A 24,410-nucleotide genomic window follows, 5' to 3' on the forward strand; every position below is an offset into this window, starting at 1 on the left:
TGAACGGACCCGAGGAGAGCCATGTCCACCCCGCTGATCGAACTGTGCGATGTGAACCGCAGATACGACGGATCGCCCGAGGGCCCACCGGCCCTGCGGGAGGTGTCGCTGACCGTGCGGCGGGGTGAGGCCGTCGCGATCCTCGGCCCGTCCGGCAGCGGCAAGTCCACCCTGCTCAACCTGATCGCGGGGCTCGACCGGCCGGACGCCGGGACCGTCACGGTGGACGGGGTGCGCGTCGACGGACTGGGAGAGGCGGCATCGGCCCGCTACCGGCGCTCCAGGATCGGCATGGTGTTCCAGTTCTTCAACCTGCTCGACGACCTGACCGTGACCGACAACGTCCTCCTGCCCGCGCAGTTGGCGGGCATGGCACGCGGCGAGGCCGGTCGCCGCGCCGCGGAGCTGCTGGAGACGCTCGGCATCGACCGGCACGCCCAGGCCTACCCCGGCCGCCTGTCCGGTGGCGAGCGGCAACGCGTCGCCGTGGCGCGGGCGCTGATGAACCGGCCCCCGCTCCTGCTCGCCGACGAGCCGACGGGTGCCCTGGACACCGCGTCGGGAGAGGACGTCAGCCGGCTACTCGCCGACCTGAACGCCGACGGTCAGACCATCGTCGTCGTCACCCACGATCTCGCCCTGGCCCAGTCCTGCACGCGCCGCACGATCCGGCTCCGCGACGGACGGGTCGTCGCCGATCGCGCCACCGGCGACGTCGGGGGAAGCGTCGCCGCCGAGGCTGCCGAGGGTGTCCGATGAGCGCGCTGAGCCGGGTCGTGCGCTCGGGGACGGGAGGCCGTCGCGTGCAGGCATGGGTGATCTGCCTGTCCGTGATGATGGCGGTCACCGCGTCCGTCCTCGCCGGTTCCCTCCTCGCGGTCTCCGGTGCCCCGTTCGACCAGGCCTTCGCACGGCAGCGCGGCGCCCATCTGTCCGTGCTCTTCGACGCGGACAGGGCATCGGCCGCTCGGCTGCGCGCCACCGCAGGCGGCGCCGGGATCGCCGCCGCGTCGGGCCCGTTCACGACGGTTTCCCTCACCCCGGGCGTCGACGGGTTCGACGACCTGCCGCCGCTGACGCTGGCCGGGCGCTCCGGTCCGGAGGGCGCGGTCGACGAACTCGTGTTGACGGACGGGCGCTGGGCCACCGGGCCCGGCGAGGTCGTGCTGTCGGCCGACAGCCGGGTCATGCCCGTCTTGGGCCTGCGCCTGCGTCTGCCCGATCTCCCCGGCGACCCGGAGCTGAAGGTCGTCGGCGTGGCCCGGTCGGTCACCCGTAGCGCCGACGCCTGGGTGTCACCGTCCCAGATCGACGCGCTCAGGCCGCCCGGGGGCGCCGCGGGGTACGAGATGTTCTACCGCCTCGACCACGCGGCGACCGCCGATGAGGTGTCGGCGGGGCGCGACGCGGTGACGGCGGCGGTACCGGCCGGGGCGGTCACCGGAGCGCGGTCCTGGCTCACCGTCAAGAAGGCGGCCGAGCGCGAGACGGCTCTGTTCGTGCCCTTCCTCATCGCGTTCGGCGTGCTCGGCCTGGTCATGTCGGTCCTCGTCGTCGGTCACGTCGTCGCGGGCACGGTCGGCTCCGGGACGCGGCGGATCGGCATCCTCAAGGCCGTGGGCCTCACCCCGGCGCAGGTCGTACGGGCGTACCTGGGCCAGGCGCTGATCCCGGCCGCCGTCGGCGCGGGGCTGGGCGTCCTGGCGGGCAACCTCCTTGCCGTACCGGTGCTTTCGGAGGCCGCGGAGGCCTACGGCACGACCGGTCTGACCGTGGCCCCCTGGGTCGACGCCGCCGTGGTCGCGGGCGTTCTGGCCCTCGTGGCACTCACGGCGGGAGCCGCCTCGTGGCGGGGCGGTCGGTTGCGGACCGTCGACGCGCTCGCCGTCGGGCGCGTTCCCTCGCCCGGCCGCGGCCGGCGGGCCGCCCGGCTCGGCGCCCGGCTTCCGCTGCCGAGGCCGGTGGGGCTCGGGCTCGCCGTTCCCTTCGCCCGCCCCGCGCGCACGGCGGCCATGTGCGTGGCCGTGGCGTTCGGCACCGCGGCCGTCACGTTCGCCGTCGGTCTCGGTTCGTCGCTCGGCGAGGTGCTGACCGCGCGGGAGCACGACGCCGCAGACGTCACCGTCGGCGTCCCCGGGCGCGACGCGCCTGCCGGTCCGGACGGCGGGCTGCCGACCCCGGCCGAGGCGGCCGGGATCGCGACCGCGATCGAGGCCCGGCCCGGCACCGGCGCGTACTACGCCGCCTCCGTCACGCAGGTGACGGTCCCCGGTTCGGCCGGATCGGTCGAGGTCGTCGCGTTCACCGGCGACGCGTCCTGGGGCGGCTACGAGATGGTCGCGGGCTGCTGGATCGCGAAGCCCGGCGAGGCGGTGGTGCCGACGCCGTTCCTGGCGGCGACCGGAACGAAGATCGGGGACACCATCAGGCTGGACGATCGCGGCACTTCGGTGACCGTACGCATCGTCGGCGAGGTCTTCGACACCCGTCATGAAGGCAGGCGGATCTTCACCGACCGGGCGACCCTCGACGCCGCGGAACCCGATCTGGCGGCCGTCTCGCATCACATCGCGGTACGACCGGGCACGGACGTGGCGGCGTACGTCGACGGGCTGAACGCCGCGCTGCGGCCGCTGGGAGTCTCGGCCGAGGCCGGCGGGGCGGGCGGTGACAGCGACCAGGTGACCGTCCTGAACTCGCTGACCGCGATCCTCACGCTGATGCTGGTCGCCGTCGCCGCCATGGGCGTCCTCAACGGCGTCGTCCTCGACATCCGCGAGCGGGTCCGTGACCTCGGCGTCCACAAGGCGCTGGGCATGGTCCCCCGGCAGACCGTAGCGATGGTCGTCGCCTCGGTGTTCGCGACCGGGCTCGTCGGCGGTGCCGTCGGCGCGCCGCTCGGCGTGGCACTCCACTCCCTGATCACTCCCGCCATGGGCGAAGAGGCCGGGCTTCGCCTTCCCGAGGTCGTCCTCCGCGTCTACGGGACGCCCGATCTGGTCCTGCTCGCACTGGGCGGGCTGCTCATCGCCGTGATCGGCGCGCTCGCACCCGCCGTCCGTGCCGCGCGGGCCCCCGCGGTCACGGCCTTGCGGAGCGAGTAGTCCTCGGGCTCACCGCTGCCGCCGGTGACCGCGCGGGCCCTCCGCGGCCGTCGGCGACCGCGGGCTCGCCACGGTCGTCGGCCGCGAATCCCGTCGGGGGTCTTCCGGAACCATGCGACATGTGAAATTTTACACGTCACATGTCAAGTGGCTCGTGCCGTTCTTCCAGCACGCGGCCCCAACGGCCCCGGAGGCCCCCACAGATGCATCCCTTCCGGATAGCGAAGACCGGCGCGCGAAGACTCCCCGTCCTCGGCCTGGCCCTCTTCATGACGCTCGGTCTGTTCACGCCGCAGAGCCAGGCCGCGCCCGTCGACACGACGGCCGCGGCCGCTGCGAACGCGGGCGCCGCCGCCTCGGCGCCCCGGGCGATCCCCGTGCCCAAGTCGCCCCATGCGATCAACGCCAACCCCCGCTTCCGGCTCTCGTCACAGGACGCGGCCGAGGAGTCCGCACCGGCCCCCGCGCCCGCCGCCAAGGCGGGCAAGTGGTCGGCGTCCGCGGCGGCGGACGCGTGCGGCGACCTGTCCGGCGTGATCAACGCGACGGGCGGGGCGCTGGTGCAGCAGCTCAAGGCCCTCCCGCAGATCAGCTGTACCTACCCGCTGTTCAACCTCACCGGGGAGAACGCGCGCAAGGCCTTCCGCGAGGCCCAGATGGTGACGGTCGCCGACGCGCTGCGCGCCGACTCCGCCACGTACGCGGGCGACAACAGGGCTTCCACCGGGCAGTTGGTGATGTTCCTGCGCGCCGGCTACTACGTGCAGGAGAACAACGCGGACGCCGTCGGCGGCTACGGCACGGCGCTGAAGAGCGCGGCGCGCGGCGCACTGGACGCCTTCTTCGCTTCGCCGCGCAGCAAGGACGTCACGGACGCCAACGGCGAGATCCTCAACGAGGTCGTCACGCTGATCGACAGCACCCGGGAGGCCGGCCGGTACGCCGGTGTCGTGAAGTGGATGCTCGGCAGGTACGACGCCACCTGGCCCGGCCAGATGAACCTGGCGATGCAGCACGTCGAGTGGGTCGTCTCGAACGGCTTCAAGGCGAGCGACGACGACCGCGGCTGGCGTGCCGCCCTCAAGGCCGACCCAGCCCTCCTCGACACGTGGGCCGGCTTCGTCACGCGCAACGGCGCCCAGCTGAACCGCCTGGACGTCGTCAGCAACGTCGGCCGCTACCTCGGCTACGCCCTCGACGTCCCCGAGCTCAAGGACCGCGTCCGGCCGCTCCTCAAGGACCTGATCAACCGGTACCCGAACGTCGGCCCCACCGCGCCGCTCACCATGAACCTGGGCTGGTACACGCGCCAGTACGACAGGAACAACTGCGCGGCCTACGCCATCTGCGACCTCGGCCGGCGCGTGCTGCCGCTGGTCCTGCCCCTCCAGCACACCTGCAACCCGGGGTTGGGGATCCGCGCGCAGGACATGTCCCCCGACCAGCTGGCGACCACCTGCACGAGCCTGGTCAACCAGGACGCCTACTTCCACCGGATCATCGGCGACAAGGGCGCGATCCCCGGTGACGTGAACACGAACCTGGAGGTCGTCGTCTTCGACGACTACACCCAGTACGCGCTGTACGCCTGGGCCATCTACGACATCGACGTCGACAACGGCGGCATGTACGAGGAGGGCGACCCGGCCGTTCCCGGCAACCAGGCCCGCTTCATCGCCCACGAGGCCCACTGGCTGCGCCCGGACTTCCAGATCTGGAACCTCAACCACGAGTACACCCACTACCTCGACGGCCGCCACAACATGTACGGCGACTTCGAGGCGGGCATGACCACGCCCACCATCTGGTGGGTCGAGGGCATCGCCGAGAACATCTCGTACGGCTACCGCGGCGAGCGCAACGCCGACGCCATCACCGAGGCCGGCAAGCGGACGTACCGGCTCAGCGACCTGTTCGACACCGTCTACGGCCAGGAGGAGGACCCCGAGGTCAACTCGAACCGGGTCTACCGCTGGGGCTGGCTCGCGGTCCGCTACATGCTCCAGAAGCACCCCGCGGACGTCCGGACCGTGCTCGGCGCGTACCGCACCGGTGACTGGACCGGCGCCCGCACCTTCCTGAAGCAGACCGTCGGCACCCGCTACGACGCGGACTTCGCGACCTGGCTCACGACCGACTGCGCGACGAACGACTGCGGTCCGCTGCCCGAGGCCACGGCCGCCGCCGCCCCCCTCTGCACCCTCGGCGACCCGCGTCAGTTCGACGGGAACTGCCGCCGCGACGGCCTCACCGCCTCCGCCGGCAACTACAGCTACCACTTCGTCTACCTGCCGGCCGGCGTCAAGCGGCTGACCATCACCAGCGGCGGCGGCACCGGCAACGCCGACCTGTACTACGGCGGCGGCAGCTGGGCCACCACCGGCAGCTACCAGGCCAAGTCCGCCCACGCCGGCAACGCCGAGACCCTGACCATCGACAACCCGCCCTCCGGCTGGGTCTACTTCAGCCTCGCCGCCGCGCAGGACTTCAGCGGAGTGAGCCTCTCCACCCAGTCCGAGTAGGCGAACCGCTCGCCGGTGCCCGCCGGGCCGGGCACCGGCGAGCCCCCGGATGTTTAAAAACGAACTGCCGGCGCAGTCGCATGCGAAGACGAGGAAATCCACCGGGAACCCGTCCCCTCACCGATTCGACGACCGAATCGGGGCACGACACAGCTCCGCGACCGGCAGGAGACAGCAGTGAAACTCCGTGTGGGGCGCCATCGCCACGGGTGGCGCGGACCCCTGGCGCTCTCCCGGTGGACTCCGGGGGCTCTCGTCCGCCGAACCGTGGTGCGCCTGACGAAATGGGAGCTCCATCTGATGGCATGGGGCATGCGGATGACGGTCCGCCGGGCTCTGCACGCCATGCTGCCGACGGCTGTGCGGCGCAGGGTGTAGGCCGGTCCGGTCCGTGGACGGAGGAGCCATGAGCACCTGGGAGAAGACGAAAGCGCAGATGGAAGTGGTCGCGGGCGGCGCCGTCAGGAAATCGGCGCACGCGATGGGAAACGAGAAGCTGGCGGCCAAAGGCGGGGCACTGCAAGCTCGCGGCAAGGCCCGGCGCCTGAAGGAGAAGGGGAAGGAGAAGTTCTCCTGATCGACGACTGAATCACATCGCGAGACAGAAGGAATCATGGGAATACTCGCTTGGATTCTCCTCGGGTTGCTCGCCGGCATCATCGCGAAGATGCTGATGCCCGGAAAGGACCCGGGTGGCATCATCGTCACCACGCTCATCGGTATCGCGGGCGGCGTGCTCGGCGGATGGCTCGGCAAGGTCATCTTCGACGTCGACTCCATCGACGGCTTCTTCGAGCTGTCCACCTGGATCGCCGCCATCGTCGGGTCGCTCATCCTCCTCGCGGTCGCCCGGCTCTTCGTCCGGCACAAGTGACGCCGTCCCTTCGCACGACGTGAGCGGGGCGTCTCCGTACGGCGCGAGCCACGCGTACGTCCGTGATCCGCGCCCGACCAGCCCCACTGTGGCCGGGAGCCCCTCTCCTCGACGGGAGCGGCTCCCGGGCCACACGCCTGCTCTGGGCCAAGGCGCGGCCCGCCCTCGGCACGACGTCGCGCCCCCTCAGCGGGCGCGAGAACGGGACGCCTCTCAGCGGGCGGGGGGAAGCAGGGTGCCGAGGGGGCCCAGGTCCAGGTTGAGGTCTTCGAGGGCGTACCCGTGCTCGACGCACAGCTCGGTCATCCGGTCGTGCAGGGCGAGCAGGGTGGCCCCGAGTTCCTCTTCCTGCGCGTCGGTGAGGTCGCCCGCGTCGACGCGGCGGAGAGCCTGGCGTTCGATGAGCTGCCGCAGGAGTTCGACGATGGTCAGGACGAGTTTGAGGAGGTCCTCGCCGACGGCCTCGGGGTCGGTGCGGATGCGATGGGCTGCGGGCCGGGTCCCCCCGGGCGCTTCGGGTGGCGCCTGGAGGAGGCGGAAGGCGTGTGCCAGCGGTTCGCCGACGGCGTCCAGGTCGGGTGTCGGCGGTCGCGCGGCGCGCTCCGTGTTCATGGCCGGACCTCGGGGGCGATGGTGTCGGATGCCGTGACGGACGTGATGAGGGCACGCAGGGAGATGCGTACGAGGTCGATGTCGGCGATGGAGAGGACGAGGTCGCCGGTGATGACGACGCCGCCGGCCAACAGCCGGTCGAGGAGGTCGACGAGGGCGACCTGCCGGCCGGCAAGGGGGCCGTCGCGTTCGATGGGGGTCATGATCGCGCGCCGTGGTGGTCGGGCGGGGCGTCGGGCGGAGCCGGCGGCATGGCGAAGGAGTACGGCGCCCAGGGGCCGGTGACGTCGATGCGCACACCGGTGAGGTCTCGGCCTGCCTGACGGAGAGCGGCGCGGAAGGCCTCGGCCTGGTCGTCGGGGACGAGGTAGGCGTCGTTGAGGACGTTCTCGCCGTTCTCGCGACGGGTGAGCGGGCCGGTCTGCACGGGGTGGCGGACGGCCTCGGCGGCGTGCCGGGCCGCTGTGGCGGCGATGCGGTCCGCTGCTTCCCTGGCCTGCAGATAGCGGTCCTCACGGGCGTGGCGCTGGGCACGGCGGGCTTCCAGATAGGCCTTGCCGGGGCTCGGGGAAGGAGCTGTCTCTCGGGCACGGCCGCCAGGGGTTCCGGCGGTACCGTCGGCCGCATCGGCGCCGCCGGCCGTGTCGGTGTCGCCGGCCGTATCGGTGTCGCCGGCCGTATCGGTGTCGACGACCGTGTCGGTGTCGGGGGCGACGTACACCTTGACTCCGTACTCGGTGTGGTGGGCGAGGAGGGCGAGCCGGGTCCCGAAGTTCTCCTGCTGCTCGCCGAGCGCTTGCCGGGCACTGTCGGCGTCCCGGTAGAGGGTGGCAAGCCGCAGGGGCAGGACGACGGTGTGCTCCGCGAGGGCCTGGATGACGTGGTGGTGGGCCCGGGCGGTGCCGTCGAGCCAGTCGAGGTCCTCGAAGCGGGATCTGAGGACGTCCTCTCCCCACGCGTCGGCGGGCACCCGGCTGACGACGAAGGCCGGGGCGGTCGGCCCCGCCCCGTGGGGGAACAGGAGGGCGACCGGGGCGTCACCGACCCCGCGCAGGCCGCCAAGCAGCTCGCCGAGCCGGGCGTTGGGGGCGACGACGGCGTAGACGTAGACGAGACTCGGCGCTCCGGTCACGGTGCGGGCCTCTCATGGTCGGTGTCGCGGGGCCGGGCCGTGCCACGTCGCTGGGGGCTCTCGTCGGAGTGGTCGGACGGCAGGGCGTCCGGCCGCTCGCGACGCAGGGCGTCGAGCTCGGCGCGCAGGCGCCGGTTCTCCACCGCGAGCGGGTCGCCGCTGTGCCGGGAGGACAGCGAGGGATCGTGCTCCCACCAGTCGATGCCCATCTCCTTGGCCTTGTCGACCGACGCGATCAGGATGCGCAGCTTGATGGTCAGCAACTCGATGTCGAGGAGGTTGATGCGGATGTCGCCGGCGATCACGATCCCCTTGTCCAGGACGCGTTCCAGGATGTCGGCCAGACTGGCCGACGAGGACTGCGGGTACGCCGCCGGCGACGCACGCGACGGCAGCGGGGCGATCCGGTGGGCAAGCGGGTCAGTCACGGTGCCCGACCTCCTGGGTCACGGCAGGCTCTGCCGGAATTGTGCGATCTCGTCGAGACGGTCGAGGAGTTCGTCCTCCTGGACGTCGAAGGCGGCCGGGTCGATCTCCCCGTCCCTGAGCCTGCGCTCCAGCTCGGCGAGGGCGGCGTAGACGGGGGCGGGGTCGTAGTACTCCTCGTTGGCCTGGTCCATGGCGCGCTCCGCCACCCACGCCACGAGCCGTACGGGCGCCAGCGGCGCGGTCAGGAGCTTGCTCAGCGCTCCCATGAATCCTCCTCGGCGCTTCCTCGTTTGCCGGGCCCGGCAATGCCTGGGCCGGCTACACGAAGCTGTAGGGCGGCAGCGGCCCGGTGTAGCGGAACTCGACGCCCTCGACCTGCTCGGCGAGGTCGGCCTCCGCCTGGAGGAAGGTGTCCTTGTCGTCGTCGTGGACCAGGAGGGAGATGCTCAGGATGTCGCCGTCGGCCGGAGCGCGGACGCTGTGGTCCGCCGCGAGGGGGACCAGCGCCTGGACCAGCCGGGCGGCCAGGTCCTCCTGTCTCGCCCGTACTTCGTTGGAGACGATCTCCCCCAGCTCCAGCGGCAGTCTCGGGTCGGCGTCGCCCGCCCGGATGCGGTCGTTGAGCTGTCGGGCCTGGTCCGAGTCGTGGAGGATCTCCCTCAGCAGGACGTTCTCGTCCTGGGAGGCCTTCACGTGGTACTCGGCGCAGCCGCGGAGCCGCTCCAACGCCTCCAGATAACCGTCCGCGCGCTCCAGGAGCACCTGGGTGACCGTCTGGTCGTCGGCGGCGATGTAGCCGAACTGCAGGGGAAGAACCGTTCCGTCGGCCATCAGACGGTCCTGCACCGCCTGGTGGGCGGCCAGGTCCCGGCGCTTGGGCCGGATCTCCTCGTCGATGTCCGAGACGACCGCGCACAGCCGCCCGGCGGTGATGGCGCGCACCGACGCGGGCTCGGCGCCGACACCCGTCAGCCCGTCCAGGCGGCACGGGTGCGTGGCGGCGGTGATGGAGTACACGTAGAGGGGCATCGTCTACTCCTTCTCTCGGCGTGCGGGTCGCCGGGCGGGCCGACGGCGGCGGGGGGCCTCTTCCGGTTCCTCTTCCGGCTCTTCCTCCTCGTCGTCGGACCCGCCGGAGAGCGACTGCGTCACCGCGTCCACGACGCCGCCGATGGCACCCTTGGACTTGCCGCGGGCTCCGCTCTCGACCGCGTTGCCGACGACGTCGGTCAACTGCGCCGGGGCCTTCCGGCCGGATTCCAGGTCGAGGCGGTTGCACGCCTCGGCGAATCGCAGATAGGTGTCGACACTGGCGACGACGATGCGTGCGTCGATCTTCAGGATCTCGATCCCGACGAGCGACACGCGGACGAACACGTCGATCACCAGGCCGCGATCCAGGATCAACTCCAGAACGTCATAGAGGTTGCCCGAACCTGCGCCGCCGCTTCTGGTGACGTTGCTTCCACCCTGCGGCACCACTGTCATGGCCGCTTCCCTTCATGGAGCCGGCTCGTTCAGGTCGGCCGGTCACGGAGCCGGCTCGTTCAGGTCGGCCGGTCACGGAGCCGGCTCGGTCAGGTCGGCCGGTCGATCATGCCCCGGCTGTATCGCCGGGTGCGCTCGTACGAGATCAACTCGCCTTCCTCGTCCATGGTGACCTTGTAACTGGCCAGGATGCTGGTGGTGTCGGGGATCCGCTCCAGCTCGACGACCTCGACCTGGGCTTCCCAACCGTCCTCGCTCGGCCGGAGGGACGAAACCGAGTCGGGAACCCGACCCAGCAACGTCGAGAGCTGCTCCACCGCCGAGCGCATCGCAGCCGCCGCACCGGTCACCCCGTGACGCGGCGGCTTGCGCGCCGGCGCCTTGCGCGCGGCGGCCTTCTTGGCGGGCCTGGTCGGCCTCACCTCGCCGTCCTCCTCCGGCGGAGGACGTCGTCTGCGGCCCGGCTCTGCGGCGGCCATCTGCTTTCGCTCCCCTCGCGGACTGACCCGTGCGCCTTCCCCGCTCAAAACGGAACAAACACCCTCATTTTCTCCGATCCTTCGCTTTTCCGTCCACTTCACGCATATCTCGCATCGAGCAGAGCAGTCCCGTAAGTAACCGTCCGGTGAAGGGAAAGCTCATGGACGACACGACCAAGATCGCCTTGGCAGCCGCCGTCGCCGGGGGCTACGTACTGGGGAGGGCCAAGAAAGGACGACTGGCCTTCTCCCTGATCACGTACGCCGCGGGCCGCCGTCTCGGCCTCGACCCACGCGAGCTCGCGACGCAGGGGCTCAAGAAGCTGGGCGAGATGCCGCAGGTGGCCGAACTCGGGGACCAGATCAAGGGTGAGGCACTCGACGCCGGGCGCAAGGCACTCGTGGCCACCGCGAACCGCCGGATGGCCGGCCTCGCCGACTCGTTGCGCGAGCGCACTCTCGCCCTCGGACACGGCGACGAGGACGAGGACGACACGGACGAGGAGGAGTACGAGGACCAGTACGACGACGCGGAAGGCGGCTACGAGGACGAGCCCGAAGACGCCGAGGAACCCTACGAGGACGAGGAGGGCGAAGAGGAAGAGCCCGAGGAGGAGGAAGAAGCCGCACCGGAAGGGGCCGCGGAGGAAGAGCCGGAGGAAGAAGAACCGGAGGAGGAGGAACCGGAAGAGGAACCCGAGGAGGAGGAGAAGCCGAAGGCTCGCCGGCGGCCCACCCGCCGTTCCGCCCAGGCATCGCCGTCCAAGGCGCCTCAGCGCCGCAGCTCGGCCCGCAAGACTCCGGCCGAGAAGGCGACCCCCGCCAAGAAGACGGCCGCCGCCAAGAAGGCGACCCCGGCCAAGAAGGCGGCTCCCGCCAAGAAGGCGACTCCGGCCAAGAAGAGCTCGACCGCCGGGACGGGGACTGCGACGCGGAAGACGAGCACCGGCACGGCGGGTAAGCGCGCCGCGAGCAAGCCGAAGCGCGCCGCCCCCGCCAAGAAGACCGCGGCCAAGCCGGCCGCGAAGAAGACGGCACCGGCGAAGAAGAGCACGGCGCGGGCACCGGCGACCAAGTCCGCCGCGAAAAAGCCCGCCGCCACCAAGACGGCCCGCCGCAAGCCGACCGCGCGGAGGTGAATCATGGCCACCGACCAATCGGACAACGGCGACCGGTCCGGGTTCGACCGGCTGATGAGCGAAGCCTCCGATTATCTGGCCTCTCAGGCCGGCCACCTCGCGGACAAGGCCGTGGACAAACTGGGCGACCTGACCGACGGCCTCTACGACGTCGCGGAGAACGGCGGCAAACTCGGGGACCTCGGCGGCCGTCTGCTCCAGGGCGACTCCCCCGCGAAGGCCGTTCTCGGCCAGACGTTCGGCGGAATCAAGGACAAAGTCAAGGACGTGGGCTCCGGTCTGCTCGGCGGTAAGAAGAAGAAGAACCGCAAGGGCGGCGGCAAGTCGATGAACATCGTCGAGTCCATCGACGTCGGCGTACCGCTGCGCACCGCCTACGACCACTGGACGCAGTACGAGAACTTCAGCAGCTTCGCCAAGGGCGTCCGGAGCGTCTCGCAAGGTGACGAGACGACCACCGACTGGAAGGTCAAGGTCGGACCGTCCACCCGCAGCTGGAAGGCCTCCGTCCAGGAACAGATACCGGACGACCGGATCGTCTGGACGTCAGAGGGCCCCAAGGGGACCACGCGCGGATGCGTGAGCTTCCACGAACTCGCCCCCTCCCTCACGCGGATCCTCCTGGTCGTGGAGTACTACCCGGCCGGGCTCTTCGAGAAGACCGGCAACCTGTGGCGGGCCCAGGGCCGACGCATGCGCCTGGACCTGAAGCACTTCGACCGCTTCGTGTCCCTCTCCAACGAGGAGCCGGATGGCTGGCGCGGGGAGATCGAGGGCGGCGAGGTCGTCGTCACTCACGAGGATGCCGTCGCCGAGGAGGAGAGCGAGAACGACGACGAGGGCGAGGGTGAGGGCGAGGGTGCGAACGAGGACGCGGAGGCCGAAGAGCCGGCCGAGGGCGACCAGGAAGACGAGGAAGACCAGGACGACCTAGAAGACCAGGAGGGCCAGGAAGACGAGGAGGACCAGGAGGACCAAGAGGACCAGGAGGAGGCCTACCCCGACGAGGAGGAGGACGAGTACGAAGAAGACTCCTACGAGGATGAGGACGAGGACGACGCCGAGGAAGACGCCGAGGACGAGGCGCCCCAACTCGCAGGACGTCGACGCTGAGCCTCGCCTGATCGTCCGAATCGTCCGACCCGTGGCCGTGCCCCCGCACGGCCACGGTCATGCCCGCGCGGCGAACCGAAGAGCCACGGCCATGCCCGCGCACGGAGAGAGGCCGACGGCTCGCGCCGCCGGCCTTCTCGACAGTCGCCGGGTCAGTGCTTGAGGGCGTCCTTCGCCTTCTGCGCGGCCTGCTTCGCATCGCCGGCCGCCTGCTCGGCCCGCCCCTTCGCCTCCAGGCTCTCGTTGCCGACAGCCTTGCCGGTGGCCTCCTTCGCCTTGCCCTTGGCGGTCTTGCCCATGTTCTTGGCTTTCTTGCCCGTGGCCATCCCGTCACCTCCAAAGTCAGCTATTGGCTCGCTACCCGCATAAACCCGAAGAAATCACCCCGGGGCGGTCCGGATCTCGTCGGGGAGGGCGCCGCGTCAGCGGGAGTGGACCCGTAGCAACGTGTGGCCGGCCACGTCCTCGGTCACGCCCCAGAGGGTGGGGTGCGTGGTCAGGCAGTCGGCGAGGGCGTCGCGCACGGCGTCGGCGCGGCCCCACGTTCCGTACAGCTTGCTTTCGGTGAGCACCACCGGCTTGAGGCCGGTGGTGAGGACCGCCTCCCAGGTGGCGGCCGCCACCCCGGGGGTGTGGGGGCTGCGGAAGTCGTCCAGGGCGACCACCCCGTCCTCGATCAGCAGTTCACGGGCGGCGGCGATGTCGGCTCGGACGTGGTGGTACAGGTGCGAGGCGTCGATGTGCACGAAACGGCAGCTGTCGGCCGGCACGTGTCCGGTGATCCCTGAGGACGACCCCTGGACCACCGTCGGGAGCCGGCGGTGGAACCGCAGGTAGTTCGCCTCGAACACCTGGCGGGTCAGCGTCGGGTAGTAGACCCGCATCTCGGTGGCCGTGGAGTCGTCGGGTGCCTCCTCGGCGTCGAACAGGTCACAGACGGTGAACAGCTCGCCTTCGGCGGCGTGACAGCCGATGACGATCGCGCTCTTCCCCTTGTAGACGCCGAGTTCCAGCAGGTCGCCGCGGATCCCCCGCTCGCGCTGATGGTCCAGGAGCCATCCGAACAGAAACCGGTCGGCGTCGAAGAACCACCCTTCGACCTCGTCCAGCCGGTCGGTCGTGAGCAGAGGCGGGGCGGTTTCCTGTGCGGTCATGACAGGTCCTCGTGTCCGTGCGTGGGCGGCCGTCCGCTCTCCCGGCGGAGCGCGCCCCAAGGCGGGCGTACGCCCTCGGGGCGGCCCGAGACTACGGTCCCCGGCCCCCCTCCCCCGCGCACCGGTCCCCCGCCACGCACGACGTCCACACGACAGGCTCAATCCGCTCCGGATCGGCCGCGCGGCAGTCCGCGCCCGACGATACTTCCCCGCAGAGGACGACCGGTGGGCCGCGCGGGCAGCGGCCGGGAGGGGAGCGGCACAGGTGGGCATAGCCATGGTCGACGCGATCGGACTGGGCAAGAGGAACGAGCGGCGAGCGGAGGAGTTGAACCGGCGTGAAGAACGGCTAGCCCAGGACGTGGCCGTCGAGACCGCGGCGCAGGAGCGCGCCCGCCGCCGCGCGTACGACAAGGCACTCGTGCCGTTCGGCGAGGTGTTCTCCCATCTGAGGAACTTCGGTCCCGATGACCTGCAGGCCGTCGCCGAGCCTCCGGAGACGGACCCGGGGGACGCGGAGGCCCGTCGCGTCCAGCGGGACGCGGTGCGCGCCGTCCTCACCATGGCCTGCGGCGTCGCGGCCTCCGTCGGCGCGAAGGCGGGCACGGTCGCCGCGGTGGGGGCGTTCGCGACCGCGTCCACGGGTACGGCCATCTCCGGCCTCTCCGGGGCGGCCGCGACGAGCGCCGTCCTCGCCTGGCTGGGCGGTGGCTCCCTGGCGGCGGGCGGGGGCGGGATCGCTGCGGGCACGCTGGTGCTCGGCGGCATCGCGGCCGCGCCCGTACTCCTCGCGGCGGGCGGCTTCATCAGTTGGAAGGGGCGCAAGGACCTTCGCGGGCAGCGCGCCGCCGCCGTCCTTCTCAAGGAGAAGGCCGCTGAGATCCGTGTGCGCGAGGAGCGCGCCGGGGCCTGGTGCAAGCACAGCCGTCAGGTACGGCAGTTGCTGGACGGCCTCCGCAAGGAGATGCGGCGCAGGCTGCGGGCGGTGGGGGGCCTGGTGGACGGCGAGGGCGATTACTCCGTCTACACGCCCGCGCAGCGGGCCGAGGTGGACGTGCTCGTCGCTCTGGCCGGTGACGTGGTCGCCCTCGTGCGGACGCCGATCTCCGACGGCGACGGTCAGGTGAGCGATCTGTCGCAGCGCGTGGTGAGGGACATCAGGAGACGGCTCGGTGACATCGGACGCGCACGGTGACCGAGCGGCGGGTCCGGGCGGTGCAGCGGGGCCCTGCGCGGTGAACGACCGGCGGATCCACGGGCCGTGCAGCGGTGCGCCGCCGGGAGGGGCGGCGTCGCCGGGTGCGGGCCCGTGGACGGCGTGGCCCGCGCTACGGCTTCGGTGGGAGGCGCTCGACCGCGACGAGGGCCGCGTCGTCGCCGAGGTGGCCGCCCGCGTAGGTCTGGAGGTCGGCTCGTAGGCGGCTGAGGAGGGTGGGCGGGTCATCGCCGGCCCAGGAGGCGAGGCGTTCGGTGAGGGGGTAGAAGGCGCGGGTGCGGTCGCGGGCTTCGATGACGCCGTCCGTATAGAGCAGGAGGACGTCGCCGGTGGCGAAGGGGAAGGTCTCGACAGTCACGTGGGGGGTGAGGACGTCGGACAGGCCCAGTGGGGGGCTCGCGTCGACGGCGTCGAGGGGGATGACGCGTCCGTTCCTGATGATCAGGGGTGGCGGGTGGCCGCAGTTCACGAGGCGTACGACGGGCTCGTGGTCGGGGATGTCGAGGACGACGGCGGTGACGAAGGCCTCGTCGGTGTCGTCGGTCGGGTCGTCGGGGCCGGATGGCGCCTCGGGCGCGAGGGTGGCGTCCTCCTTCGAGCCGACGCCTGCCTCCAGGTGCCCGATCAGTTCCGGCAGTTCCTGCTCGCGCCGGGCGGAGACCCGGAAGGCGCCGAGGACGAGCGAGGCCTCACTGATGGCGTCGAGGCCTTTGCCGCGGGCGTCGCCGATGAGGAGGCGGGTTCCGGTCGCCGTGCGGGCGGCGGCGTACAGGTCGCCGCCCATCTGCGCTTCCTCCTCGGCCGCCAGGTAGACGGAGGCGATGTGCAGGGGTCCCGCGTGGTGAGGAAGGGGGCGGAGGACGACGCTCTGGGCGGCGTGGGCGATCGAGCGGAGCCGGGTCACCCGGGTCTCGTCGCGCTCGCGGAGGTAGGAGAAGAAGGTGACGATGATCGAGATGAGGACGAGGGCGACGATCTGGTAGGTGTGGTTGAGGTCCGTGAAGCTCGTCCGGGCGACGGAGACGACCACCTGGGCGAGCACCGCGACCGCCCCCACGAAGGCCGTCATACGCGGTCCCGCGAACGACGCCGTCACCGCGGGCGCGGCGATGAGGAACGGGCCCAGGTGCACCTCGGGGGGAACGAGGACGTCCACCACGGTGACCGCCGCGATCAGCGCGAAGGGCACGGCGAGCAGCATTCGGCCCCGGCGCCGGGTGAGGCGTGGGACGAAGGCGCTGCGGCGGGAACCCATGGGAAAGGCATACATCAGGTCGCGCGGCATGTCCTGTTGCCCGGCGCCGCGCCCGACGGCCGGTCCCCGTCCGGGCGACTCTCCGTGCCCGGACCTCCCGAGCACGGGGCCGTTCGGGCGACTCTCCGTATCCGGACCCCCCGAACACGGGTCCGTTCAGGCGACTCTCCGTGCCCGGGCCTCCCGGGGGCCGGCCGGCCCGGACACGGTGTGCCGCGACCCCTGTCAGAGGGCGAAGGTCGTCACCACGGCCGCGTGGTCGGACGGCCAGGTGTTCGCCGAGACGTCCGGCCAGGGCGCCGGCGTGCCCGTGACGAGCGTGTGGGAGGTGAGGACGCGGAGGCCGCGGGCGTTGTGCAGGACGTAGTCGATGCGGTCCTGCGGTTCGGGGCGGCCGACGTGCTCGCCCTGCTCCGGGTGGACGGGGTGGATCGGCGACCAGGTGTGGCCGGGGTCCGTGCGGGGGTCGGGGTGGGCCTCCCGGTAGGAGTCGCGGAGGCCGGCCTCGGCGGCGGCCTCCGTCACCGGCCAGGGGACGTCGGGCCAGTCGAGGTGGGAGGCGGCGTTGAAGTCGCCGACCAGGACGACGGGTCGTCGCTCCCCCGCCTCCTTCGCGATGCGCGCGAGCGTGTCCCGCATCTGTGCCAGGCGCACGTCCTCGTGGGCGATCAGTTCGTCGGCGCCCAGCCCGTCGAAGGCGGCCTCGTACGGCCCGTACGGGGTGTAGTGGAGGTGGGCCGTCCACACGTCCACCTCCAGGTCGTCGTCGACCCGGACGCGCACTCCCGCCGCGCCGTAGAAGCCGACGTCCGGGTCGCCGAGGCGGGCGACGACGGGGTGGCGGCTGAGGACGCCGAGGTTGTCGCCCGCGGTGTGGTGGTGCCAGCCGAGCGCGTCGGCGAGCTCGCGGGTGGCGATGCCGCCGGTCTCCTGGAGGCCGACGACGTCGGCTCCTGAGGCGCGGATGACGGCGAGCTGCTTGGCCCGGTGGTCGTCGACCATGGCGCCACCCAGCCACAGGTTCCAGCTCATCACGGTGAGGCGGCCGCCGGTCAGGTCGCGCAGCAGCGCCGGGGTGACGCCGGTGAGGCCCTCGTTCCGTACCGTCCGGCGGGGGCCGGGGTCTATCGGGGCGAGGGACGGGACGGCGAGCACCGTGCAGCCCGCGGCCTCGGCCGACGCGACGCCGGTGGGGGTGTCCTCGACGGCGACGCAGTGCGCGGGGTCGACGCCGAGGGCACGGCAGGCGGCCAGGTACGGGTCGGGTTCGGGCTTGGTGAGCTCGGTGTCGTCGGCGGTGACGGACACGGTGAAGGCCGGCGCGCCGAGCGCGCCGAGTGCGGCGAGCACGGTGTCGGCGACGGCCCGCGGCGAGGCGGTGACCAGCGCGACGGGCACCTCGTCGCGGGCGAGCGCGGCAAGCAGGTCGAGGGCGCCGGGCCGGGGCTCGACGCCGGCCGCGACCCGGGCCGCGAACTCGCGGTGCAGTTCGGCCGCGAGCCGCTCGGCGGCCGGGGCGCCGGGGGCGGCGGCCAGCCAGGCGGCGGTGTGCTCGACGGGGCGGCCGAGGACGTCGGGGCGGTCGGCCTCGGTCAGGGCGCGTCCCGCGACCTGTTCCACCGCCTGCCACCACAGGCCCTCGGTGTCGACGAGCGTGCCGTCCATGTCGAACAGGACGGCGTGAAGTGCGGGCACGTTGGTCTCTTTCTCTGTTCCGCCGGCGCGCGGTGCACCGGCTGTCAGGTCACGCGGGACCGGTAGGTCGGGGCCCCAGGGTCAGCCTGCCCTGCGGGGCGCGACGAGAACGGGGCGTTCGCGCAGGGCGAGCCGCACGGGCCGGCCCGGGGTGAGCGCGACGGCCTCGTGGGTGGGCAGGTCGGCCTTCACCTCGGTTCCGTCGGCGGATCCGCCCTCGATCCGTACGGTGAGCCGGGTCGTCGCCCCGAGGAAGGCGGTGGCGGTGATCCGGCCGGTGCCCGCGTCCGCCGGAGCGTCCGCGTCCGCGGCGGGCTCGCCGTCGGTGACCCGTACGTCCTCGGGTCGTACGAGCACGTCCACCGCGCCGGTCGCGGGCGCCTCGCCGTCCACCGGGAGTCGCCGGCCGAGGACGTCGACGGTGCTGCCGTCGACGTCCCCGGGGATCCGGCTCATCGTGCCGACGAACTCCGCGACGAACGCGGTCGCGGGGCGCCCGTACAGCTCGGCGGGCGGCGCGCACTGCTCCAGGCGGCCGGCGCGCATCACGGCGACCCGGTCGGCCATGGACAGCGCCTCTTCCTGATCGTGCGTCACGAAGAGCGTGGTGATGCCGAGTTCGCGCTGGATGCGGCGGATCTCCTCGCGCAGGCTGAGCCGCACCTTGGCGTCGAGCGCGGACAGCGGCTCGTCGAGGAGCAGGACGCGTGGGCGCAGGGCGAGGGCGCGGGCGAGCGCGACGCGCTGCTGCTGGCCGCCGGACAGCTGGTGGGGGTAGCGGCCGCCCTTGTCGCCGAGGCCGACGAGGTCGAGCAGTTCCGCGGCCTGCTTCCGGCGCGCGGTCTTGGCGACCTTGCGCATGCGCGGGCCGAAGGCGACGTTGTCGAGACAGTCGAGGTGGGGGAAGAGGCTGTACGACTGGAAGACCATGCCGGCGTCGCGGCGGTGGGCGGGCACCCGGGTGATGTCCTCGCCGTCGACGAGGACCGCGCCCGAGTCGGGCTGCTCGAATCCGGCCAGCATGCGCAGGGCGGTGGTCTTGCCGCAGCCGGACGGGCCGAGCAGGGCGAGGAGTTCGCCGGGCGCGACGGTGAGGTCGAGGCCGTCGAGGGCGGTGGTGGCGCCGAATCGGCGGCTCAGGCCCCGGAATGCGACGGTCGCGGCGCCGGTGTCCGTACGCGGTGCGAGGGGGGTGGTCACGCTCATGGTCATCCCTTGGGGGTCAGGACTGGAGGTCATGCCTCGGAGGTACGGGTACGGCGGCGCCCGCCCGCGCCGGCGAGGGCGAGCAGCAGCAGCCAGGTGACGAGCAGGCTGAGCACGGACACGGCGACGGACATCTGGGCCTGCGACCCGGAGATGTTGACGATCCAGACGGCGAACGGCCGGAAGCCGAGCAGTTGGGCGACCGTGTACTCGCCGAGGACCAGGGCCAGGGTGAGGAAGGACGCGTTCATCAGCGCGCCGCGCAGGTTGGGCAGGACGGCGCTCACGAGGGCCTGGACGCGGCCGGCTCCGCAGCTGCGGGCGGCCTCGACGAGGGTGCGGACGTCGATCGCGGCGAGCCCGGCGTCGAGTGCCCGGTGGACGAAGGGCAGGGCCATCACCACGTACGCGAGGACGAGCACGACCGGGAAGTCGGGGTTCTGCAGGGCCACGAAGGTCTGGAACAGCGGGGTCCGCGAGAGGTGCTCGGGGCCCCACTTGAGGACGGTGCCGAGCCCGGCGACGAAGGCGATGGGCGGTACCACGAGCGGCAGCGAGCACACCGCCTCGACGACCGGCCGCAGCCGGGGCGCGCCGAGCCGCAGGGCGACCATGGCGGGCACCATGAGGAGCAGGACGACGGCGATGGTGACGGCGGCGAGCCCGAGGGACAGCAGCAGGCTGGTGACGAAGCCGTCGGTGGTGAGGATCTTCGTGTACGCGTCGAAGGTGAGGCCCTGGCCGGGCACGTCGACGGTGAAGACGACGGAGGCGGCCAGCGACACCAGGAAGTACAGGCCGGCGAGGCCGAGGGCGGCCCACCGCCACGGGGAGGGGGATCGGTTCAGGCGAGCCATCGCGTGCTCCGGCGTTGCAGGGGCAGATAGACGGCCATGACGAGCCCGGCGATGACGATCATGTCGAGGCTGAGGGCGAGCGCCACGTTCTCCTGGCCGACGAGGACGTTGCCGGAGAGGGCGTCGGAGATCTGCAGGGTGACGAGGGGGACGGCGCTGCCGACCATCGCGGCGGCGGTGGCGTAGGCGGCGAAGGCGCTGCCGAACAGCAGCACGAGGCCGCCGAGCAGGCTGGGCAGCAGCACGGGCAGGGCGACGTGCCGCCAGTACTGGAGGGCGGTGGCGCCGTTGTTGCGGGCTGCTTCGCGCCACTGGCCGCGCAGCCCGTCGAGGGCGGGGGTGATGGTCAGGACCATCAGCGGGATCAGGAAGTAGAGGTAGACGATGACGAGGCCCCAGAAGCTGTAGAGGCTCCAGCCGTGGTCGGCGAGGCCGAGCCGGGTGGTGAGGACTCCGGAGTTGCCGAGGGTGGCGACGAACGCGAAGGCGAGTGGTACACCGCCGAAGTTGGCGAGGACGCCGGAGGCGGTGAGCACGGCCTCGCGCAGGGCGCGGGAGCGGGAGGTGACGACGGCCTGGGCGAGCGGCAGTCCGAGCAGCACGGCGAGGCCGGCGGCGGTCGCGGAGAGCTTGACGCTGCCGATGAGGGCCGTGAGGTAGGCGCCGTGGACGGAGGCGGCGAGGTTGGCGGTGCCGTACGTGGCCGCGCCGGTGGCCGGGTCGTCCACGGTGAGGGCGCCGCCGACGATGGCGAGGGCGGGGATGCCGAAGGCGATCGCGGTGAAGGCGAGCAGCGGGACGGCGGCGAGCCAGGCGGGGGCGCGGCGGGGCCGCCCCCGCCGGGCCATTTCGGGCCCGGCGGCGGCGGTCGCCGTGAGGGTGTCACTCATCGCTGTGTCCCTCGGCGGGGTGTCGGTCGTCATCCGGTGACGGCCTTGCCCCAGCCCTGGGCGAGCGTCGTCTTGGCCTTGGCCTGCTGGGCCTCGGCGGGGAAGGCCGGGACGCCGGTGACGGCGGGCAGCCGGCCGGCGGCGTCCTTGTCGAGGGTGCCGGCCTTGTCGAGGGCGGGCATCAGGACGGGGCGGGCGAAGCCGTTGAGCCACAGGTTCTGGCCCTCGGCGCTGTACAGGTACTCCTGCCAGAGGCGGGCGGCGGCCGGGTGCGGGGCGTCCTTGTTGACGGCCTGCGAGTAGTACTGGGCGTAGCGGCCGTCGGCGGGGACGGCGACCTTCCAGTCGAGGCCCTTGGACTTGAACTCCTCGGCGTAGCCGGCGTTGAGGTAGTCCCAGTCGATGGAGAGGGGCGTCTCGCCCTTCTCGACGGTGGCGGGGGTGGACTCGACGGGCGTGTAGTTGCCGTTCTTCTTCAGTGCGGCGAAGAAGTCGAGGCCGGGCTGGATGTCGTCGAAGGAGCCGCCGTTGGCGAGGGCCGCCGCGTAGACGCCGCCGAAGGCGGAGCCGGACTTGGTGGGGTTGCCGTTGAGGGCACCTGGCCCTTGTACTCGGGCTTGAGGAGGTCCTTGAAGGTGGTGGGGCAGTTCTTGACGCGCTTGGCGTCGCAGCCGATGGAGACGTAGCCGCCGTAGTCGTTGTACCAGCGGCCCTTCGGGTCCTTCTGGCCCGGATGTCGTTCCAGGCGGTCACCTTGTACGGGGCGAAGAGGCCCTGCTGGGCGCCGCTGAGGGCGAAGCTGCTGCCGAGGTCGAGGACGTCGGGGGCGCGGTCCTGGCCCTTGCGGGAGGTGACGGCGTTCAGCTCGTCCTGGCTGGAGGCGTCGGGGTTCTCGACCTCGACCTTGATGCCGTACTTCTTCTGGAAACCGTCGATGAGGGCGCCGTAGTTGGCCCAGTCGCGCGGCAGCGCGATGGCGTGCAGCGTGCCTTCCTTCTTGGCCGCGGCGGCGAGGGCGTCCAGGCCGCCGAAGTCGGCGGCGGAGGTGGCGGTGGCGGCGTTCTTGCCGTCGGTGCCGGTGGCCTCGGGGGCCGCTCCGCAGGCGGTGAGGGCGAGCGCGGCGACGACGGCGAGGGAGCCGCCGATGACGGTGTTTCTCGGGAGGGTCGCGGGGACGGGCAGCTTCTCCAGGTGATCGGGGGGCGACAACTTGTCTGAACAAGTTGGCCTCAGTACGCCGGGCGTTGATGACCTGAAGGTGAACGACGGCAGAACGGATCACCGCCATTCCCTGCACAATCACGCTTGTTTTCGGCCACTTGAGCACTGGTCTAGGCTGGACGCACTGCACACAGCAGTCGAAGGAACCGCAGCAGTCCAGGGGGAACGATGACCGCGCGCCACGAGCAGATCGCCGCGGAGCTCCGGCGGGCGATCCACCGCGAGGACTACCCGGTCGGCGCCCACCTGCCGGCCGAGACCGAGCTCGCCGCCCGGTACGGCGTCTCGCGCGGCACCGTCCGCCAGGCCGTCGCCGCGCTCACCGCGGAGGGCCTCATCGGCTCCCGTCAGGGCGCCCGCCGCGTCGTCCTCGCCCCGCGCCGCAGCCAGAGCTTCGCCGAGCTGCGCAGCTTCGCCCAGTGGGCCCAGGCCAACGGCCGCACCGCCACCGGCCGGGTGGTCGCCCAGGAGTACCGTCCGGCCACCGCCGAGGACGCCACCCGGCTCCACCTCGCCCTGGGCACGCGGGTGCTCAACGTGCTGCGCGTGCGCGGCCTGGACGGCGAGCCGGTGCTCGTCGAGCGCACCGTCTACGCCGACTGGATCTCCCCCGCCGTCGAGACCATCGACCCCGGGTGCGCCTCCGTCACCCAGCGCCTCTACGACGACACCGGCCTGGTCTTCGCGCACGGCGAGCACGTCATCGACGCCGTCGCGGCCGGTGCCCGGGACGCCGGCCTCCTCGCCGTCCGCCGCACCAGCCCCCTCCTCCGGGTCCGGCGTGTCACCACCACCCACGACGGCCGCCCGGTCGAGTGGTCCGACGACCGCTACCGCCCGGACGCGGTCAGCTTCTCCGTCGCCAACGCGATCGGCCACAACCCGCTGGTACGCACCACGGCGGGATAGCGGCTGGCCCCGGAGCCGTTCGGCCTACTGGAAGCTGAGCCGGTGCGGGTGGGCCGGGTCGGCCGGGCAGGTGTGAACGCGCATGAGGCCCCGTCCGAGGTAGACGCCGACCGGGTCGATCACCCGGGGGTCGTCCGCCGCGCCGCGGTCCTCGACCGGGAGCCAGCTCCGGGAGGCGCCGTCGCACTCCACGGTGGCGACGGTGAGCAGCGGGGGCATCGGCGTGCCGCAGGTGGGGCAGTCCACGGGACGCGGGTCCGTCAGGTGCCAGGACGCGAAGCCGCCGACCTTCCAGCCCGGGGCGATGGAGAGGTCGCTCATGTAGTCGATCTCTTCGGGCTCCTGGGCGCGGGCGGCTGCCATGGCGGCCTCGTACTCCTCGTACGTGGCGTAACTCGCGGGCGAGGAGGAGTCGTACGCGTCCTCGTCGTCCTCGTCGTCGTCGTCGAGGAGGCCCTCCTCCCACTCGTCGATCTCCTCCTGGAGCTCCTCCCCGAGGAGGCCGAGGTACTCGTGCTCGACGACCTGCTCCGGGTGGACGACGCAGGAGGTGGGGACGCACTCCTCGCGCCCCGCGACCGGCGGTTCGGGCTGCGGGGCGAGGACCGCGCCGACGTCGGCCGAGCGGCGCCAGCGCAGTTCCACGGCGATGGTCCGCTCCGGGCCGTGGACCTCGAAGGGGCACCAGAACACCTGGAGGAGGTCGTGCCCCTCGGGGCCGACGAGGTCCGGCACGTCCCGGGTGCGGAGCTGGGCGACGGCGAGGAGGGGCAGCGGGTCCTCGTCGCGGAGCTCGGGGACGTGCGTCCCCGCGGTCATCCCGTCGAGGAGCCGCCGCTCCTCGTCGGTGAACTCCCGCCCGCGGGCCTCGTCCTGGATGCGCCGGCGGAGCCGTACGTCCGACAGCAGGTGTCCGGTGCCCTTCGGGTGCACGGCGGTGCACACCGGCCACGGCTCGTCGGCGGGCCACAGGAGCGGCCCCGCCACCGAGCTTTCCTCCGGCTTCGCCGCGCCCTGCCGTGGGTGCAGTCGCGTCGCCGTCCGGCGGTACCGGGCGAGCGCGGGGAACACCGCTTCGATGTCGACGGGGCGCGGGGGCGTGGTGCGGGTCATGC

Annotated in this window: 25 protein-coding genes and 1 pseudogene; 9 read left to right on the plus strand and 17 right to left on the minus strand. The window is 72.2% G+C overall.

All coding sequences use genetic code 11. From position 1 onward, the window contains the following. Positions 1 to 21: 21 nt before the first annotated feature. The 5 genes from MRBLMG1_RS19020 (at position 22) to MRBLMG1_RS19040 (ending at position 6,500) form a co-directional block, all read left to right on the plus strand. Complete coding sequence (locus MRBLMG1_RS19020; RefSeq protein WP_367825253.1) at positions 22 to 759, plus strand: ABC transporter ATP-binding protein; 738 nt, start codon at positions 22 to 24, stop codon at positions 757 to 759. Then, positions 756 to 3,104 carry an ABC transporter permease gene (locus tag MRBLMG1_RS19025; protein WP_367825254.1) on the plus strand — a complete coding sequence of 783 codons (2,349 nt, stop codon included), beginning with the start codon at positions 756 to 758 and terminating at the stop codon, positions 3,102 to 3,104. Before MRBLMG1_RS19020 ends, MRBLMG1_RS19025 begins: the two co-directional genes overlap by 4 nt. A gap of 203 nt (positions 3,105 to 3,307) precedes the next feature. After that, positions 3,308 to 5,626 (plus strand): M9 family metallopeptidase, encoded by a 2,319-nt coding sequence (locus tag MRBLMG1_RS19030; protein WP_367825255.1) that lies wholly within the window; start codon positions 3,308 to 3,310, stop codon positions 5,624 to 5,626. Between the two features lie 406 nt (positions 5,627 to 6,032). After that, positions 6,033 to 6,203, plus strand: a complete 171-nt coding sequence (locus MRBLMG1_RS19035; protein ID WP_367825256.1) for a hypothetical protein — start codon at positions 6,033 to 6,035, stop codon at positions 6,201 to 6,203. A 36-nt stretch (positions 6,204 to 6,239) separates the two neighbouring features. Next, on the plus strand, positions 6,240 to 6,500 hold the full coding sequence (locus MRBLMG1_RS19040; protein ID WP_367825257.1) for a GlsB/YeaQ/YmgE family stress response membrane protein: 261 nt from the start codon (positions 6,240 to 6,242) through the stop codon (positions 6,498 to 6,500). Between the two features lie 213 nt (positions 6,501 to 6,713). Here MRBLMG1_RS19040 and MRBLMG1_RS19045 read toward each other — a convergent pair whose 3' ends face one another. From MRBLMG1_RS19045 to MRBLMG1_RS19080, 8 genes are all read right to left on the minus strand, one after another. Further along, positions 6,714 to 7,112 carry a gas vesicle protein K gene (locus tag MRBLMG1_RS19045; protein WP_367825258.1) on the minus strand — a complete coding sequence of 133 codons (399 nt, stop codon included), beginning with the start codon at positions 7,110 to 7,112 and terminating at the stop codon, positions 6,714 to 6,716. Continuing rightward, a complete protein-coding gene (locus MRBLMG1_RS19050) occupies positions 7,109 to 7,315 on the minus strand; it encodes a gas vesicle protein (RefSeq protein WP_367825259.1) in 207 nt (68 codons plus the stop codon). Before MRBLMG1_RS19050 ends, MRBLMG1_RS19045 begins: the two co-directional genes overlap by 4 nt. Then, positions 7,312 to 8,244, minus strand: coding sequence for a GvpL/GvpF family gas vesicle protein (locus tag MRBLMG1_RS19055; RefSeq protein WP_367825260.1), 933 nt, complete (start codon positions 8,242 to 8,244; stop codon positions 7,312 to 7,314). The genes MRBLMG1_RS19050 and MRBLMG1_RS19055 overlap by 4 nt, the downstream gene beginning before the upstream one ends. Then, the gene (locus MRBLMG1_RS19060) at positions 8,241 to 8,672 is read right to left on the minus strand and encodes a gas vesicle protein (protein WP_367825261.1); all 432 of its coding nucleotides are present in this window, start codon (positions 8,670 to 8,672) and stop codon (positions 8,241 to 8,243) included. The genes MRBLMG1_RS19055 and MRBLMG1_RS19060 overlap by 4 nt, the downstream gene beginning before the upstream one ends. 18 nt (positions 8,673 to 8,690) lie before the next feature. Further along, the gene (locus MRBLMG1_RS19065; protein ID WP_367825262.1) at positions 8,691 to 8,939 is read right to left on the minus strand and encodes a gas vesicle protein GvpG; all 249 of its coding nucleotides are present in this window, start codon (positions 8,937 to 8,939) and stop codon (positions 8,691 to 8,693) included. Between the two features lie 52 nt (positions 8,940 to 8,991). After that, positions 8,992 to 9,702 carry a GvpL/GvpF family gas vesicle protein gene (locus MRBLMG1_RS19070; protein WP_367825263.1) on the minus strand — a complete coding sequence of 237 codons (711 nt, stop codon included), beginning with the start codon at positions 9,700 to 9,702 and terminating at the stop codon, positions 8,992 to 8,994. A gap of 3 nt (positions 9,703 to 9,705) precedes the next feature. After that, a complete protein-coding gene (locus tag MRBLMG1_RS19075) occupies positions 9,706 to 10,161 on the minus strand; it encodes a gas vesicle structural protein GvpA (RefSeq protein ID WP_367825264.1) in 456 nt (151 codons plus the stop codon). Positions 10,162 to 10,250: 89 nt separating this feature from the next. Beyond that, positions 10,251 to 10,640, minus strand: a complete 390-nt coding sequence (locus MRBLMG1_RS19080) for a gas vesicle protein (protein WP_367825265.1) — start codon at positions 10,638 to 10,640, stop codon at positions 10,251 to 10,253. Positions 10,641 to 10,801: 161 nt separating this feature from the next. On the opposite strand from MRBLMG1_RS19080, the gene MRBLMG1_RS19085 reads away from it, so the two are divergent. Then, a complete protein-coding gene (locus tag MRBLMG1_RS19085; protein ID WP_367825266.1) occupies positions 10,802 to 11,779 on the plus strand; it encodes a histone protein in 978 nt (325 codons plus the stop codon). Between the two features lie 3 nt (positions 11,780 to 11,782). Then, positions 11,783 to 12,892, plus strand: a complete 1,110-nt coding sequence (locus tag MRBLMG1_RS19090; RefSeq protein ID WP_367825267.1) for an SRPBCC family protein — start codon at positions 11,783 to 11,785, stop codon at positions 12,890 to 12,892. 152 nt (positions 12,893 to 13,044) lie between these two features. Here the strand turns inward: MRBLMG1_RS19090 and MRBLMG1_RS19095 are convergent, their stop codons facing one another. Next, complete coding sequence (locus MRBLMG1_RS19095) at positions 13,045 to 13,218, minus strand: CsbD family protein (RefSeq protein ID WP_367825268.1); 174 nt, start codon at positions 13,216 to 13,218, stop codon at positions 13,045 to 13,047. A 96-nt stretch (positions 13,219 to 13,314) separates the two neighbouring features. Continuing rightward, complete coding sequence (locus MRBLMG1_RS19100) at positions 13,315 to 14,046, minus strand: class I SAM-dependent methyltransferase (protein WP_367825269.1); 732 nt, start codon at positions 14,044 to 14,046, stop codon at positions 13,315 to 13,317. Positions 14,047 to 14,323: 277 nt separating this feature from the next. On the opposite strand from MRBLMG1_RS19100, the gene MRBLMG1_RS19105 reads away from it, so the two are divergent. Next, positions 14,324 to 15,241, plus strand: a complete 918-nt coding sequence (locus tag MRBLMG1_RS19105; RefSeq protein WP_367825270.1) for a hypothetical protein — start codon at positions 14,324 to 14,326, stop codon at positions 15,239 to 15,241. A gap of 133 nt (positions 15,242 to 15,374) precedes the next feature. Here the strand turns inward: MRBLMG1_RS19105 and MRBLMG1_RS19110 are convergent, their stop codons facing one another. From MRBLMG1_RS19110 to MRBLMG1_RS19135, 6 genes and pseudogenes are all read right to left on the minus strand, one after another. Continuing rightward, the gene (locus MRBLMG1_RS19110) at positions 15,375 to 16,517 is read right to left on the minus strand and encodes a PP2C family protein-serine/threonine phosphatase (RefSeq protein WP_367825271.1); all 1,143 of its coding nucleotides are present in this window, start codon (positions 16,515 to 16,517) and stop codon (positions 15,375 to 15,377) included. Positions 16,518 to 16,742: 225 nt separating this feature from the next. Beyond that, a complete protein-coding gene (locus tag MRBLMG1_RS19115) occupies positions 16,743 to 18,182 on the minus strand; it encodes an HAD-IA family hydrolase (RefSeq protein ID WP_414721612.1) in 1,440 nt (479 codons plus the stop codon). 111 nt (positions 18,183 to 18,293) lie between these two features. Continuing rightward, positions 18,294 to 19,418 carry an ABC transporter ATP-binding protein gene (locus MRBLMG1_RS19120; protein ID WP_414721607.1) on the minus strand — a complete coding sequence of 375 codons (1,125 nt, stop codon included), beginning with the start codon at positions 19,416 to 19,418 and terminating at the stop codon, positions 18,294 to 18,296. 29 nt (positions 19,419 to 19,447) lie between these two features. Further along, positions 19,448 to 20,275, minus strand: coding sequence for an ABC transporter permease (locus MRBLMG1_RS19125; RefSeq protein WP_367825273.1), 828 nt, complete (start codon positions 20,273 to 20,275; stop codon positions 19,448 to 19,450). Next, entirely contained in the window at positions 20,263 to 21,165 is a 903-nt protein-coding gene (locus MRBLMG1_RS19130) for an ABC transporter permease (RefSeq protein ID WP_367825274.1), read from the minus strand. The genes MRBLMG1_RS19125 and MRBLMG1_RS19130 overlap by 13 nt, the downstream gene beginning before the upstream one ends. 29 nt (positions 21,166 to 21,194) lie before the next feature. Then, positions 21,195 to 22,347: pseudogene (locus MRBLMG1_RS19135) on the minus strand (ABC transporter substrate-binding protein). 207 nt (positions 22,348 to 22,554) lie between these two features. Between MRBLMG1_RS19135 and MRBLMG1_RS19140 the strand changes: the two are divergent. Beyond that, on the plus strand, positions 22,555 to 23,295 hold the full coding sequence (locus tag MRBLMG1_RS19140) for a GntR family transcriptional regulator (RefSeq protein WP_367825275.1): 741 nt from the start codon (positions 22,555 to 22,557) through the stop codon (positions 23,293 to 23,295). A gap of 24 nt (positions 23,296 to 23,319) precedes the next feature. On the opposite strand, the gene MRBLMG1_RS19145 is transcribed toward MRBLMG1_RS19140, so the two are convergent. After that, positions 23,320 to 24,408, minus strand: coding sequence for a hypothetical protein (locus tag MRBLMG1_RS19145; protein ID WP_367825276.1), 1,089 nt, complete (start codon positions 24,406 to 24,408; stop codon positions 23,320 to 23,322). Positions 24,409 to 24,410: the final 2 nt, after the last annotated feature.

The sequence above is a fragment of the Streptomyces sp. LMG1-1-1.1 genome (assembly GCF_040815545.1).
Taxonomy (GTDB): domain Bacteria; phylum Actinomycetota; class Actinomycetes; order Streptomycetales; family Streptomycetaceae; genus Streptomyces.

Coding starts and splice junctions, on each gene's coding strand:
- MRBLMG1_RS19020 (WP_367825253.1), top strand. CDS start 22: ATGTCCACCCCGCTGATCGAACTGTGCGATGTGAACCGCAGATACGAC.
- MRBLMG1_RS19025 (WP_367825254.1), top strand. CDS start 756: ATGAGCGCGCTGAGCCGGGTCGTGCGCTCGGGGACGGGAGGCCGTCGC.
- MRBLMG1_RS19030 (WP_367825255.1), top strand. CDS start 3,308: ATGCATCCCTTCCGGATAGCGAAGACCGGCGCGCGAAGACTCCCCGTC.
- MRBLMG1_RS19035 (WP_367825256.1), top strand. CDS start 6,033: ATGAGCACCTGGGAGAAGACGAAAGCGCAGATGGAAGTGGTCGCGGGC.
- MRBLMG1_RS19040 (WP_367825257.1), top strand. CDS start 6,240: ATGGGAATACTCGCTTGGATTCTCCTCGGGTTGCTCGCCGGCATCATC.
- MRBLMG1_RS19045 (WP_367825258.1), bottom strand. CDS start 7,112: ATGAACACGGAGCGCGCCGCGCGACCGCCGACACCCGACCTGGACGCC.
- MRBLMG1_RS19050 (WP_367825259.1), bottom strand. CDS start 7,315: ATGACCCCCATCGAACGCGACGGCCCCCTTGCCGGCCGGCAGGTCGCC.
- MRBLMG1_RS19065 (WP_367825262.1), bottom strand. CDS start 8,939: ATGGGAGCGCTGAGCAAGCTCCTGACCGCGCCGCTGGCGCCCGTACGG.
- MRBLMG1_RS19070 (WP_367825263.1), bottom strand. CDS start 9,702: ATGCCCCTCTACGTGTACTCCATCACCGCCGCCACGCACCCGTGCCGC.
- MRBLMG1_RS19075 (WP_367825264.1), bottom strand. CDS start 10,161: ATGACAGTGGTGCCGCAGGGTGGAAGCAACGTCACCAGAAGCGGCGGC.
- MRBLMG1_RS19080 (WP_367825265.1), bottom strand. CDS start 10,640: ATGGCCGCCGCAGAGCCGGGCCGCAGACGACGTCCTCCGCCGGAGGAG.
- MRBLMG1_RS19085 (WP_367825266.1), top strand. CDS start 10,802: ATGGACGACACGACCAAGATCGCCTTGGCAGCCGCCGTCGCCGGGGGC.
- MRBLMG1_RS19090 (WP_367825267.1), top strand. CDS start 11,783: ATGGCCACCGACCAATCGGACAACGGCGACCGGTCCGGGTTCGACCGG.
- MRBLMG1_RS19095 (WP_367825268.1), bottom strand. CDS start 13,218: ATGGCCACGGGCAAGAAAGCCAAGAACATGGGCAAGACCGCCAAGGGC.
- MRBLMG1_RS19100 (WP_367825269.1), bottom strand. CDS start 14,046: ATGACCGCACAGGAAACCGCCCCGCCTCTGCTCACGACCGACCGGCTG.
- MRBLMG1_RS19105 (WP_367825270.1), top strand. CDS start 14,324: ATGGTCGACGCGATCGGACTGGGCAAGAGGAACGAGCGGCGAGCGGAG.
- MRBLMG1_RS19110 (WP_367825271.1), bottom strand. CDS start 16,517: ATGGGTTCCCGCCGCAGCGCCTTCGTCCCACGCCTCACCCGGCGCCGG.
- MRBLMG1_RS19115 (WP_414721612.1), bottom strand. CDS start 18,182: ATGGACGGCACGCTCGTCGACACCGAGGGCCTGTGGTGGCAGGCGGTG.
- MRBLMG1_RS19120 (WP_414721607.1), bottom strand. CDS start 19,418: ATGAGCGTGACCACCCCCCTCGCACCGCGTACGGACACCGGCGCCGCG.
- MRBLMG1_RS19125 (WP_367825273.1), bottom strand. CDS start 20,275: ATGGCTCGCCTGAACCGATCCCCCTCCCCGTGGCGGTGGGCCGCCCTC.
- MRBLMG1_RS19130 (WP_367825274.1), bottom strand. CDS start 21,165: ATGAGTGACACCCTCACGGCGACCGCCGCCGCCGGGCCCGAAATGGCC.
- MRBLMG1_RS19140 (WP_367825275.1), top strand. CDS start 22,555: ATGACCGCGCGCCACGAGCAGATCGCCGCGGAGCTCCGGCGGGCGATC.
- MRBLMG1_RS19145 (WP_367825276.1), bottom strand. CDS start 24,408: ATGACCCGCACCACGCCCCCGCGCCCCGTCGACATCGAAGCGGTGTTC.